The 13,247-nt window shown below is 44.3% G+C and carries 12 protein-coding genes; all 12 read right to left on the bottom strand.

Going from position 1 to position 13,247, the window contains the following annotated elements:
* Nucleotides 1–5 precede the first annotated feature (5 nt).
* Nucleotides 6–638 (bottom strand): orotate phosphoribosyltransferase, encoded by a 633-nt coding sequence (gene pyrE / locus JK635_RS10365; RefSeq protein WP_202653874.1) that lies wholly within the window; start codon nt 636–638, stop codon nt 6–8.
* Nucleotides 635–1,351 carry an orotidine-5'-phosphate decarboxylase gene (gene pyrF / locus JK635_RS10360; RefSeq protein ID WP_202653873.1) on the bottom strand — a complete coding sequence of 239 codons (717 nt, stop codon included), beginning with the start codon at nt 1,349–1,351 and terminating at the stop codon, nt 635–637. Before pyrF ends, pyrE begins: the two co-directional genes overlap by 4 nt.
* On the bottom strand, nt 1,323–2,264 hold the full coding sequence (locus tag JK635_RS10355) for a dihydroorotate dehydrogenase (protein ID WP_202653872.1): 942 nt from the start codon (nt 2,262–2,264) through the stop codon (nt 1,323–1,325). Before JK635_RS10355 ends, pyrF begins: the two co-directional genes overlap by 29 nt.
* Nucleotides 2,261–3,031: a dihydroorotate dehydrogenase electron transfer subunit gene (locus tag JK635_RS10350; RefSeq protein ID WP_202653871.1), complete on the bottom strand. Its 771-nt coding sequence runs from the start codon at nt 3,029–3,031 to the stop codon at nt 2,261–2,263. Before JK635_RS10350 ends, JK635_RS10355 begins: the two co-directional genes overlap by 4 nt.
* Entirely contained in the window at nt 3,028–6,234 is a 3,207-nt protein-coding gene (gene carB / locus JK635_RS10345) for a carbamoyl-phosphate synthase large subunit (protein WP_202653870.1), read from the bottom strand. Before carB ends, JK635_RS10350 begins: the two co-directional genes overlap by 4 nt.
* Complete coding sequence (locus JK635_RS10340) at nt 6,227–7,318, bottom strand: carbamoyl phosphate synthase small subunit (protein WP_202653869.1); 1,092 nt, start codon at nt 7,316–7,318, stop codon at nt 6,227–6,229. The genes carB and JK635_RS10340 overlap by 8 nt, the downstream gene beginning before the upstream one ends.
* Nucleotides 7,315–8,601: a dihydroorotase gene (gene pyrC, locus JK635_RS10335; protein ID WP_202653868.1), complete on the bottom strand. Its 1,287-nt coding sequence runs from the start codon at nt 8,599–8,601 to the stop codon at nt 7,315–7,317. Before pyrC ends, JK635_RS10340 begins: the two co-directional genes overlap by 4 nt.
* A complete protein-coding gene (locus JK635_RS10330) occupies nt 8,561–9,502 on the bottom strand; it encodes an aspartate carbamoyltransferase catalytic subunit (protein WP_202653867.1) in 942 nt (313 codons plus the stop codon). The genes pyrC and JK635_RS10330 overlap by 41 nt, the downstream gene beginning before the upstream one ends.
* A gap of 154 nt (nt 9,503–9,656) precedes the next feature.
* On the bottom strand, nt 9,657–10,970 hold the full coding sequence (locus tag JK635_RS10325) for a solute carrier family 23 protein (RefSeq protein WP_202653866.1): 1,314 nt from the start codon (nt 10,968–10,970) through the stop codon (nt 9,657–9,659).
* Between the two features lie 164 nt (nt 10,971–11,134).
* Nucleotides 11,135–11,677: a bifunctional pyr operon transcriptional regulator/uracil phosphoribosyltransferase PyrR gene (gene pyrR, locus JK635_RS10320; protein WP_202653865.1), complete on the bottom strand. Its 543-nt coding sequence runs from the start codon at nt 11,675–11,677 to the stop codon at nt 11,135–11,137.
* Between the two features lie 186 nt (nt 11,678–11,863).
* On the bottom strand, nt 11,864–12,772 hold the full coding sequence (locus tag JK635_RS10315; protein ID WP_202653864.1) for an RluA family pseudouridine synthase: 909 nt from the start codon (nt 12,770–12,772) through the stop codon (nt 11,864–11,866).
* Nucleotides 12,744–13,235, bottom strand: a complete 492-nt coding sequence (lspA, locus tag JK635_RS10310; RefSeq protein WP_202653863.1) for a signal peptidase II — start codon at nt 13,233–13,235, stop codon at nt 12,744–12,746. The genes JK635_RS10315 and lspA overlap by 29 nt, the downstream gene beginning before the upstream one ends.
* Between the last annotated feature and the right edge of the window lie 12 nt (nt 13,236–13,247).

The following is a 13,247-nucleotide window of genomic DNA, read 5'->3' as shown; positions in this document are numbered from 1 at the left end:
TTTCCTTATTCATAGTGTTTACTCCACTCTTCCGGATCCTTGCTCCAGGACATAAGGCTTTCTTGATCATTGTCACTAATATAGCCTTTTTCTATGGCAACTTGAACCAAGGTAGAGAAATCAGTTAGCGATTGGCTGGCTATGTTTTCTTGGGCAAAGGCTTGTTTTCCTTTTTCCAGTTCATAGGTGAAAATTGAAACCGCTCCAAGGACTTCACAGCCTGCTTCCCTTAAAGCTTGAACAGCGGTAATGACACTGCCGCCGGTGGAAATTAAATCTTCGACAACGACAACTTTCTGACCAGGTACGACCTTTCCTTCAATTTGATTACCTTTCCCATGACCTTTGGCTTTTGAACGAACATAGCACATCGGCAGATTCATCAGTTCACTTACCCATGCGGCATGAGGAATCCCTGCCGTAGCAGTGCCAGCAATCATTTCTACGTCTGAATACCGTTCCTCGATTAGTGTTTTTAAACCTTTAGCAATCTCTCTTCTCACTTCAGGATATGATAATGTTAGGCGGTTATCACAGTAAATTGGCGAGCGGAGCCCTGATGTCCAGGTAAATGGTTCATTTGGTTTTAACGTTACAGCTTGAATATTTAATAAACTGTCAGCAATTTTCTGTTTCATTGTTTAACACCCTTCCATACTTCCATCCACTGTTTAAAGCTAGCAAGCGGATCTGCCGCTCTCGTAATTGAACGACCGACGACAATCGCACTAACCCCGGATTCCCTGGCAAACTCTGGTGTCGCTATTCGCTTTTGATCCTGAACTTGATCTGTTTGCATGCGGATTCCTGGGCAAACGGTTAAAAAGGAGGGTCCCAAATTTTGGCGAATTAGTCCTGCCTCCAAAGCGGAACAAACAACGCCATCCAAACCGGCTGCTTTTGTCAGTGAAGCATAATGTAAAACGGATTCAGTTAAAGAAACAGGGATCAGCTGTTCCTGATTCATCTGCTGTTGTGATGTACTAGTTAACTGGGTTACCGCAATGCATCGCGGTCGCTTTTCTCCTGCTGCTGTCCCCGCCTCCAAGCCTTCGAGCGCGGCCTCCATCATTTCCTTCCCCCCTGAAGCATGAACATTAACTACATCACATTGCAGGCGGGCCAGTCCTTTCATGGCACTTTTTACCGTATTCGGAATATCATGCAGCTTAAGATCAAGAAAAATCCGATGGCCTGCTTCTTTTAACAGTCTCACAATCGCTGGGCCTTCCTGGTAAAATAACTCCATTCCTACTTTGACAAACAGCTCTTGTCCCTTAAATGGCTGTAAAAACTGCTCTACTTCCTTTCCATCTGGAAAATCAAGCGCGATGATTAGCGAATTGTCCATCCCTTTGCCAGCTCCTTCCGATACATTCTTTGATGTGTTCATAGCCTAATCGCTCTAAGACATCCGGTAAATCATCAATAATCGCTGGGCAGACCAATGGGTCAACAAGATTGGCGGTACCAACCGCTACGGCACTGGCACCAGCATATAAGAATTCAATTACATCTTCTGCCGATTGAACACCTCCCATACCGATGATCGGAAGCGAGACCGCTTGACTGACTTCATAAATCATGCGGATGGCAATCGGCTTAATCGCCGGACCGGATAGTCCACCGGTAAGATTGGCTAAAATCGGCTTACCTGTCTTTATATCCAGCCGCATCCCAACAAGTGTATTAATCATCGTAATCCCGTCAGCACCACCAGCTTCAACCGCCTGCGCCATTTCCACGATATTGCTGACGTTAGGGGAAAGCTTTACATATACCGGAACAGCGGATACCTCTTTCACTTTACGGGTCAATTGTTTGGCCACCTCAGGAATTGTTCCAAAGGCGATTCCGCCGGTTTTGACATTCGGACAGGAGATATTTAATTCAAGCGCCTTAACATTGGCGGCTTGGGAAATTTTCCTAGCCACCGCAACATAATCCTCTTCCACGGAACCAGCAACATTGGCGATAATTGGGACATCGAATTGTGACAGCCACGGCAATTCCTCTGCTATTACTTTTTCTAACCCCGGATTTTGTAATCCGATAGCATTAAGCATTCCTGCCGCTGTTTCGGCAACTCTTGGTGTTGGATTTCCAAACCGCGGTTCCAAGGTGGTGGCCTTGATCATGATCGCCCCAAGCTTACTTAAATCGTAAAACTGACTAAACTCGCGGCCAAACCCAAAGCAGCCTGATGCCGGCATGATTGGATTTTTCAACCGCAGCCCTGGCAACTCAACATTCAAGCGATTCATAATACGACCTCCCCGGCGCGAAATACGGGTCCATCACTACAAACCTTTTTATAGGAGGTATCCGCCGCGTCTCCGCTTTGGCAGACACAAGCAAAACAAGCACCGACACCACAGGCCATTCGTTCCTCCAATGACAAAAAGACTCTTTTGTCGGGAAAACCTTGTTCAATTGCCCTTAACATTGGCGTTGGCCCGCATGTGTACAAACAGTCAAAGCTCACCTCTTTAATAACATCGGTCACGAAGCCTTTTCTTCCGTACGTACCGTCGGCCGTGGTAATGAACGTCAAACCATTTTTCGAGAACTCTTTTTCATAAAATACCGCTGACTTTGTTTGAAAGCCAAGAATGTGGATCACATTCACCCCTTTGGCAACCAATTGCTTAGAAAGTTCGTACAAAGGCGGAACACCGATGCCGCCGCCAACGAGCAGCGCCGTTTCACCAACACTTACTTCTTCAATTGGAAAACCATTTCCCAATGGACCAAGGATATCAAGTTCCATTCCCGGTTCCAATTGTACCATTAAGGAGGTGCCACGTCCCTCCTTGCGGTAAATCAATGTCATTTGCTCCGTTTGCTGATTGTAAGCTGATATGCTGATTGGTCTGCGCAACAGCGGGTCAATTCCATTGGTAACGCGAACATGGACAAATTGTCCCGGTGCCCTTATGTCATCAACTAATGTTGCTTTCACCCTTAACTCATAAATATTGGCGGCGATTTCCTTCTGGCTAAGAATTTTGCATAACTCTTTTCTAATCAAGAAAAAACTGCCTCCTTTTTGTCTGCTTTCAGCGCTTCCGTTAGAAAATTCATCGATTCAATCACCTTCAGGATCGCCTCGGCGGTATCTAACGAGGTTAAGCATGGGACACCATTTTCCACGGCTTCCCGGCGGATTCTAAACCCGTCCCGTTCCGGCTGCTTTCCTTTTGTTAATGTATTGATGATAAAATGAGCTTCTCCATTATGAATAACATCTATCAAGGTCTTTCCCTCAGAACCAATTTTTTCAACACTCTTTACCGGAAGACCTGCTGCTTGCAAAAATGCTGCTGTGCCTTTTGTCGCCATTAGACGATAACCGTTGGCGGAGAATCTGGCAGCCAGCTTTAAAGCTTCTTCCTTATCCTTATCGGCAATCGTAAACAAAACCGTCCCGTGCTTTTGGATATTCATGCCGGAGGCGACTAAGCCCTTATAAAGGGCCTTCTCAAGTATCAAATCTTTGCCCATTACTTCACCAGTTGACTTCATTTCCGGTCCCAGAGTAATATCGACACTTTTCAGCTTGGCAAACGAGAACACTGGAACCTTCACATAAACTCCTGGTTTTTCGTCAACAAGTCCTTTTTTGTAGCCTTGCTTTTCAATTGGTACGCCAAGAATGGCTTTGGTGGCAATTTTCGCCATCGGCACATTCGTTATTTTACTTAAAAAAGGTACCGTTCGGCTTGAACGAGGATTGACCTCCAATACAAAAATTCGTCCCTCTGATAAAACGTATTGAATATTTAACAGTCCCACAATGTTTAACCCTTTTGCCAGTTTTTCAGTGTAGTCAACCAGCGTTTGTTTCGTCTTATCAGACAGAGTTTGCGGCGGGTAAACAGCGATGGAATCACCCGAATGGACTCCTGCCCGCTCGATATGCTCCATAATTCCCGGGATCAAGACATTTGTTCCGTCACAAATGGCATCCACTTCAATTTCCTTACCAATTAAATAATGGTCAATTAACACTGGATGCTCGGGGTTAATTTTTACGGCATTTTCCATATATTGTAGCAGTTCTTCTTCATGGTAAACAATTTCCATCGCCCGGCCGCCGAGTACATATGAAGGCCGAACAAGGACCGGATAGCCAATCTCTTGAGCGATTACCAGTGCTTCTTCCACCGATAAGGCCGTTCTCCCATTTGGCTGGGGAATGTTTAATTCCTCCAGTGCCTGTTCAAATTTATCCCGATTCTCGGCCCGGTCTAAATCTTCCAGACTTGTTCCGAGAATTTTCACGCCATGCTCCGCCAATTTCGCAGCAAGATTAATTGCCGTTTGGCCGCCGAATTGAACGACGACACCTAGCGGTTGTTCTAAATCGATAATGTGCATCACATCTTCGATTGTTAGCGGTTCGAAATAAAGCTTGTCAGAAATACTGAAGTCTGTCGAAACGGTTTCCGGGTTATTATTAATAATGATCGCTTCATAGCCCGCTTCTTTAATGGCTTTAACGGAATGAACCGTGGCATAGTCAAACTCGATGCCCTGGCCAATACGGATTGGTCCTGAGCCAAGGACAATGACACTTTCCTTGCTGGTCACAATCGATTCATTTTCTTCTTCATAAGTTCCGTAGTAATAAGGCGTTTCCGACTCAAATTCAGCAGCGCATGTATCAACCATTTTGTAAACGGGGACAATTCCAGTTTGCTTCCGAAATTGGTAGATTTCTGATTCTGAACTTGCCCATAGTTGTGCAATTTTTTTATCGGTAAACCCTTTTCGCTTGGCAGCGGTCAGGATTTCAGGATCGAATGGATTTTTCGCAAGCTGTTTTTCTAGCGCAATAATCCCCTGCATCTTATTTAAATAAAATTTATCAATTTTACTCCATTGATGAATCGTTTCAATTGTGATTCCCCGTTTTAAGGCCTCGGCAAGATAAAAGAGGCGTTCATCACCTGCTTTTCTGATCCGCTTCTCAAGCAGCTCGTCATCAATCGCCTCGGCTTCATTTAATTCGAAATGATAGACACCCGCTTCAAGCGAACGGATCGCTTTTAACAGCGACTCTTCAAACGTCCGGCCGATTGCCATCACTTCGCCGGTTGCCTTCATTTGCGTCCCAAGCGAGCGGTTCCCCGATTCGAATTTGTCAAACGGCCACCTTGGAATCTTCGTTACGACATAGTCGAGAGCCGGTTCAAAACTGGCATATGTCTTTCCGGTAACAGGATTAAGCATCTCATCAAGAGTCAGACCGATAGCGATTTTCGCAGCCAGCTTGGCAATCGGATATCCTGTAGCCTTTGAAGCCAAGGCAGAAGAACGGCTTACCCGGGGATTCACTTCAATAATGTAGTAGTTGAAGCTGTATGGATCCAGTGCCAATTGGACATTACAACCGCCTTCGATACCTAATGCGTGGATGATTTTAAGGGAAACATTCCTTAATAACTGGTACTCCCGATCGCTTAATGTTTGACTGGGAGCAACAACAATGGAGTCGCCGGTATGTACACCGACCGGGTCAATATTTTCCATATTACAAACAACAATGGCATTATCATTGGAGTCGCGCATTACTTCATATTCAATTTCCTTATATCCGGCGATACTTTTTTCAAGCAAGCATTGATGGACAGGACTGCTTTTCAACCCGCTTGTGACAATTTCTTCAAGCTCCTTATCATTGGCGCAAATCCCTCCTCCCGTGCCGCCAAGTGTATAGGCTGGACGAACGATAACCGGGTAGCCAATGGCTGCAACGAATGCTTTTGCTTCTGTTAAATCATGAACGATGGCGCTGTCGGGAACCGGTTCCTGTAAATCATTCATTAGGCTGCGAAACAGTTCACGATCCTCGGCTTGTTGAATTGCCGTCAGTTTCGTTCCGAGGATTTCCACACCGCATTCTTCAAGGATCCCGGAATTTGCCAAGTCAACCGTTAAATTAAGGCCAGTTTGTCCCCCAAGTGTTCCTAAAATGGCATCCGGTCTTTCTTTGCGAATGATGCTGCTGACAAACTCAAGCGTTAACGGCTCAATATAGACGGCATCGGCAATCTCGGTATCGGTCATGATAGTCGCTGGATTAGAGTTTACGAGAATCACCCGATAGCCTTCTTCTTTAAGGGCTAAGCAGGCTTGGGTGCCGGCATAGTCAAATTCCGCCGCCTGACCTATAACAATCGGCCCCGAACCGATTACCAGGATGGAGTTTAGATCTGTGCGTTTAGGCATGGCTTACAACCTCCCGTTTATTTACGTCCATCAGTTCAAGAAACTGGTCGAATAAATTGTTCGCATCTTCCGGCCCAGGGGATGCCTCGGGATGATACTGAACGGTAAAAGCCGGATAGTCCAGATGCCTTAACCCCTCAACCGTACCGTCATTCAAGGCAATATGGGTGACAACTAATCTAGTATTGTGAATGGATTCCAAATCTACGGTGTAGCCATGGTTTTGTGAGGTAATCGTTATTTTGCCTGTATTCAAATCCTTTACAGGATGATTGGAACCGCGATGGCCAAATTTCATTTTAACCGTTTCGGCCCCGCAAGCGAGGGCAAATAACTGATGGCCCAGACAAATTCCGAAAAGCGGCACCCTTCCTAATACACCTTTCAGCATATCTACTGCTTCTGGAACATCTTTCGGATTACCTGGTCCATTAGACAGCATCAGTCCATCTGGACGTAACTGGAGAATTTCATCAGCCGATGTATAATAAGGAACGACTACAATGTCACAGCCGCGTTTATTTAATTCCCTCAAGATGCCATGCTTCATACCAAAATCAACGAGGACCACTCTTTTCCCGCGGCCCGGACTTGGATAGGCATTCTTCGTCGACACTTGTCTTACTTGGTCAATTGGCAGGTTTATCGTGCGCAATGTTTCGATCACTTCCTGAGGATCTTTTTCGATACTGCAGATAGCCCCCTTTAAGGTTCCATATTGACGAATAATTCTGGTTAGTTTGCGTGTGTCAATTCCGGCAATCCCGGGGATTTTTTTCATTTCAAAATATTCACCGACAGTAAATTCACTTCGCCAGTTTGACGGGAAATCAGCTGCTTCTTTGACAATAAAACCCTTTACGGCTGGATGAATCGTTTCAAAATCATCACGGTTAATCCCGTAGTTTCCGATTAACGGATAAGTAAGCGTGACTATTTGGCCGCAATAAGAAGGATCCGAGAGTATTTCCTGGTAGCCAGTCATTCCGGTGTTAAAGACGACTTCGCCAATGGTTTCATTGCTACTGCCAAATCCCTCACCAATAAAAATCGTCCCATCTTCTAAAATTAATTGTCTTTTCATACGGTTACACAACCTTTTTTCCAAACTATTTGGCCTGCTGCAATCGTCATTACTGGCCAGCCGCTGCATTTCCAACCGGCAAATGGAGTGTTTTTCCCCTTGGACAAAAACTCTGCCGGATTAATGACCTGTTCCTCGTTTAAATCAATTAAGACCAAATCTGCCGCTTCCCCGACCTCGATTTTTCCATAGGGGAGCCCAAAGCTTTGGGCTGGTTTAGCTGTTAACAGGGCAATTAATTGTTCAAGCGTTAAAATATTTTTCTTGACTAAATGGCTATACAACAGCGGGAATGCCGTCTCTAAGCCGACAATGCCAAATGGAGCCAGTTCCATGCCGGTATTTTTTTCTTCAACCGTATGCGGCGCATGGTCGGTCGCAATGAAATCGATCGTGCCATCCAATAACCCTTCGATTAAGGCTGCGCGGTCAGCTGCTGAACGCAAAGGCGGATTCATTTTGTAGTTTGGATCAAGACCCGGGATATCGTCTTCCGCTAATAATAAATGGTGCGGTGTCACTTCTGCTGTCACACGAATCCCCGCCCGTCTCGCATCTCTGACAACACGAACCGATTCCTTTGTGCTGATATGACAAACATGATAATGACAACCCGCGGCCTCCGCCAGTAAAACATCCCTGGCAATTTGCACTGATTCACAAACGGAAGGAATACCGTTAAGTCCATGCTTTTTTGAAAAATTGCCTTCATGGACACAGCCGTTATGAATCAGTGTATTTTCTTCGCAATGGGCCACAATTGCCATATTTTCCTTGGCTGCCAGCTGCATCGCTTGCAGCATCATGTCTGCCGACTGAACGCCTACGCCATCATCCGTAAAAGCGAAAGCACCGGCCTGCTTTAAGGCATGAAAATCAGTTAATTCTTTTCCAAGCTGCCTTGTTGTAATTGCGGCATATGGCAGGACACGAACTTTGCCGACTTCTTTTACCCTTTCTACAAGCCAGGCCATTTGTTCTTTAGTGTCGGGTACTGGGCGAGTATTCGGCATCGCCGCTACGGTTGTAAAACCGCCTCGGGCTGCCGCCAGTGTTCCAGTCGCTATCGTTTCCTTCTTCTCCCCGCCGGGTTCGCGCAAATGAACATGAAGGTCAATGAATCCAGGGGCCACAATGAGACCTACCGCATCGACTTTACGATCAACGGCCACCTGTAAATTCGCTTCTATTTTGGAAATTGTTCCATCTTCTATTAAAATATCAGACTCTTTCCATTCACCGTCAGACGCTGCGTAACAAGCGTTTTTGATAAGCAGTTTCATTATGGAACCCTCCTTTAAGACTTTCAAGTGACCTTTTGATAACGGCCATTCTGACATATACACCATTTTGCATTTGCTTAAATATTCTCGACCTGCTACATTCGACTAGGCTATCAGCAATTTCTACATTTCGATTGACCGGTGCTGGATGCATAATAATACTGCCTGACTTCATCCGTTTCTCCCGTTCAATCGTCAGTCCATAATGTTGGTGATAGTCGCTTGCACTAAAATTACCCTTTAGCGAGTGCCGTTCATGCTGAACCCGAAGAAGCATCACGACATCGGAATCCTCAATCACTTCATCGATTGGTTGATATTGTGCTAAATTAAAACTTGCATCATACCATTCCCGCGGGCCGGAGAAACATACTTCAGCCCCAAGTCTAGTCAGCACATCAGCATTCGAGCGGGCCACCCTGCTATGACGGATATCTCCGACAATGGCAATCTTCAATCCGGCAAATCGGCCAAATTCCTGATAAATCGTCATCAAGTCAAGCAGTGATTGGGTTGGATGGTGGCCGCAGCCATCTCCCCCATTGATGATCGGAATATCGACTTTTCCAACTAATTCATCAAAATAGCGGTCTTGCCCATGGCGGATAACAACTGCATGAACACCGATTGCTTCCAACGTTTTAACGGTATCATACAATGTTTCCCCTTTTTGAACACTGGAGGTTGCCACTTCAAATGGAATAACCTCTAATCCTAATTTTCGTTCCGCGACTTCAAAGCTGCTTTTGGTCCGTGTACTTGCTTCAAAGAAAAGATTTGCAGCAAAGGTTGCTTGTTCCGGTCTCCACTCCATCCCCTCGGCAAATCTTTTGGCATCTGCTAGAATTTGATAAATTTCCTCTACCTTTAACTCATTAGTGGTTAATAAATGATTTAGCATCTGACATCCCCCCGGTTTTTTGTTTTTTCTAAAAAAAACCCTGATCGATTGATCAGGGTGTAAAACCTTTTTTGAAAAAATCCGGATAAAGAACTCTCTTTATCGGAATTACACCCTTAAAAGCCTCACTGGACTTTATTTAAAAGGTTCATGATTATGCAGTTTGTTTATTATTTTCAGCTGTACGTTCTTCAAACAAATCATCATTGACCACCGGTCGGCCCGGAAGAATGAGGTTTAAAATGACTCCAAAAATCGCGGCCAACGCCATTCCTTGAATTTGAATATCTTTAAACGGCAGCTTTAAGATAGCTCCGCCCACACCGATAATAAGTATGACTGAGGCAATCACCAGGTTTCGTTTGTCTTCAAAATCAATTTTATTATCGACCAGCATTCTTAAACCTGAGGACGCAATGATTCCAAACAGAAGGATTGATACACCGCCCATTACCGGTGTTGGAATACTATGAATGAGCGCAGTAATTTTTCCGATAAAGCCAAACAGAATCGCAAAAATCGCAGCGCCTGCCAGTACGTAAACACTATAAACACGGGTAATCACCAGAACGCCAATATTTTCACCATAGGTTGTTTTTGGTGGTCCGCCAATCAAAGCCGAGATAATTGAGCCTGTTCCGTCACCAAGAATCGAGCGATGCAGCCCCGGTTCTTTTATGTAGTTACGGCCGACAATATCACTTAGAATAAGCTGGTGACCAATATGTTCCGAAATTGTGACAATCGCTACTGGAACCATGAGCCAAAAGATGTCCCAGGTGAAATTTACTTTGTAGCTGACAAACGGAATAATAAACTGCGGCATTTCAAACCAGTGTGCTTTTAGAACCGGTGCAAAATCGACTACACCGACAATTAAGGCGTACACATAGCCAACGACAATCCCCGCCAGGATCGGGATAATGCTCAGCATTTTTTTGGCAAAAATCGAAAAGATTATCGTTGCAGCCAAGGTTACCAAGGCAACCGAGAAGTGAAGCATGCTATAATGTTGCGCAGCATTTTGGGTAGCCATATTGACAGCTGTTCCCGATACCGACAAACCAATAACGATAATAATCGGTCCGACAACAATTGGCGGCAGTAAATTCATAATCCAACGGTATCCGGCTTTCTTGATAATCAAAGCTACGGTACCATAGACAAGGCCAACAAGGAAGGTCCCAATCATTGCTGCCCCCGGACCCATCGTATCATTCATTAATTTAATCGGGACAATATAGGCAAAGGAAGAACCTAGATAGGCCGGAACTTGAAATTTAGTAATCAGCAGGAAGGCTAAAGTTCCAAGACCGCTGGATATAAGCGCGATTGCCGGATCTAGTCCGACCAAATAGGGAACAAGAATGGTTGCTCCAAACATGGCGAACAAATGCTGAATACTTAGTGTAAACCATTGACCTGCTTTTGGTTTATCTTTTACGTCTAAAATTGGCTTGTTACTCATTTTGATCTCCCCTGTTATGATAAGGTATATTTATTTTCTTCACTTTTATAGTAAAAAACCCTCTTCGTCCAAAAAGGTCTAAAGAGGGTATGGAGCACCAATCGAATGTATTAGCGCTTCTCCCTTTGTCAGACTCACAGGACTGCATTTAAAAGGGTCATTATTTATTTATCATGGATACTTACTTGATCAACATTGTCGACTTCATTCAGTTCAACAACAATCTTCTCACTGCTGGATGTCGGAATATTTTTACCAACATAATCAGCCCTGATTGGAAGCTCACGATGACCACGATCTACCAAAACAGCCAGTTGGATTGCCGACGGCCTGCCGATATCGATCAGCGCATCCATCCCTGCCCTGACCGTTCTTCCCGTGTACAAAACATCATCTACGAGAATCACTTTTTTATTACTGATTTCAAACGGGATATCGGACCCTTTGACAAGCGGTTCATGATTATCCGTTTTGATAGTTAAATCATCGCGGTAAAGGGTTATATCCAGTTCTCCGACAGGAATTGGATTTCCTTCAATTTCTTCAATTTTGGCAGCAAGCCGCTTGGCCAAATAAATTCCTCTTGTTCTTACTCCGACCAATACACAATCGGTGATTCCCTTATTTTTCTCAATAATCTGATGGGCGATCCGGGTCATGGCCCTACCTATTGCCTGTTCATCAAGCACAATTGCTTTTTCGCTCAAACTGTATCACCTTCTTCTTTTAACATCACAAAAATACCTCCCACCGTTACAGGTGAGAGGTAAACATGCAGAGGTTGCAAAAACAGAACAGATGTCCGATAACCGTTTCCTTCTCAGCCTCACGGGACTGATTTTAAAGGCTTATTAAACTATAGAAATCTTACTTTAAATTAGACAGAATGTCAATTATTTTTTTCTAAGCAAACGAAGAAGATGTTCCATATCTTCTGGAAGCGGTGCTTCAAATTCAAGATATTCTTTTGTTCTCGGATGAATAAAACCAAGTACATCGGCATGAAGTGCCTGTCCATTAATAGCTAACGTTTTCTTTGGACCATATTTGGGATCTCCGGCAAGCGGGTAACCAATATATTTCATGTGAACTCGAATTTGGTGCGTTCTTCCTGTTTCCAGCACGCACTCAACAAAAGTATATTGGCTAAACCGCTCGAGTACCTGAAAGTGGGTAACCGCATGTTTTCCTTGGTCGACTACGGCCATGCTTTGCCTGTCCTTGCTATCTCTTCCCAAAGGGGCATCAATCGTGCCATAATCATGAGGAATGATCCCATGCACAATCGCTTTATATTTTCGGGTAACCGTTTTTTCGACTAACTGGTTAACAAGGCTTTCATGGGCCATATCGTTCTTTGCAACCATTAATAATCCCGATGTATCCTTATCGATGCGATGAACGATACCCGGTCTTAAGACTCCATTGATCCCGGACAAATCGTTACAATGAGCCATTAGACCGTTGACCAAAGTTCCTGTCATATGTCCCGGAGCAGGATGGACGACCATCCCTCTTGGTTTGTTGACCACCAAGACATCCTTATCTTCAAAATAAATGTCCAAATCCATTTGTTCGGGGATAACATCAAGTTCCTCCGGATCAGGAATAGAAATTTCAATTTGATCATCCAAACTGCATTTATAGTTTGTCTTCACGGGTCTTTCGTTCACGAGCACATGTCCATCTTTAATCCATTGCTGTACCTGTGTTCTTGACCAATCAGCATCTAAACCCGCGATGACCTTATCAATTCGCTCCCCATGCTGTTCGTCAAGGACGATGTGTTCCATTTTCTCCATATGTTTTCTCCTTTGAGTCTCTTTCGTCAAGCAGCATTTGGATCATTAGTAAGCCAACACCAATGACTAATGCAGAATCAGCAATATTAAATACAGGAAAATTATAGCCAAAAATATAGGTATGAATGAAATCAACAACTTCCTTACGAATGATCCGGTCGATAAAGTTTCCGATCGCCCCGCCTAACATTAAAGCAAGCGCTGTTCCCAACAATCGTCTTCCCTTTGCAGCTTTATGCAGATAATACATAATAGCGATGATGACCACAACGGTTATCACATAAAACAGCCACATCTGCCCTTGTAGAATGCCCCATGCAGCCCCACGATTGCGATGAGAGGTAATGTATAAAAAGTTATGAATGATTGGAATACTTTCTCCTAAATACATATTGTGCTCGACTAGCCATTTCGTTAATTGATCTAAAAGGATCACAAAAATTGCAATTAAATAATAATACACGAAGAAATACCC

This window comes from Neobacillus paridis (assembly GCF_016765675.1).
Taxonomy (GTDB): domain Bacteria; phylum Bacillota; class Bacilli; order Bacillales; family Cytobacillaceae; genus Neobacillus; species Neobacillus paridis.
This window is presented reverse-complemented; position numbering and strand designations above follow the sequence as displayed.

Excerpts from the sequence above, each read along its gene's own strand:
- pyrE (WP_202653874.1), bottom strand. The coding sequence starts at position 638 with ATGAAACAGAAAATTGCTGACAGTTTATTAAATATTCAAGCTGTAACG.
- pyrF (WP_202653873.1), bottom strand. The coding sequence starts at position 1,351 with ATGGACAATTCGCTAATCATCGCGCTTGATTTTCCAGATGGAAAGGAA.
- JK635_RS10355 (WP_202653872.1), bottom strand. The coding sequence starts at position 2,264 with ATGAATCGCTTGAATGTTGAGTTGCCAGGGCTGCGGTTGAAAAATCCA.
- carB (WP_202653870.1), bottom strand. The coding sequence starts at position 6,234 with ATGCCTAAACGCACAGATCTAAACTCCATCCTGGTAATCGGTTCGGGG.
- JK635_RS10340 (WP_202653869.1), bottom strand. The coding sequence starts at position 7,318 with ATGAAAAGACAATTAATTTTAGAAGATGGGACGATTTTTATTGGTGAG.
- pyrC (WP_202653868.1), bottom strand. The coding sequence starts at position 8,601 with ATGAAACTGCTTATCAAAAACGCTTGTTACGCAGCGTCTGACGGTGAA.
- JK635_RS10330 (WP_202653867.1), bottom strand. The coding sequence starts at position 9,502 with ATGCTAAATCATTTATTAACCACTAATGAGTTAAAGGTAGAGGAAATT.
- JK635_RS10325 (WP_202653866.1), bottom strand. The coding sequence starts at position 10,970 with ATGAGTAACAAGCCAATTTTAGACGTAAAAGATAAACCAAAAGCAGGT.
- JK635_RS10315 (WP_202653864.1), bottom strand. The coding sequence starts at position 12,772 with ATGGAGAAAATGGAACACATCGTCCTTGACGAACAGCATGGGGAGCGA.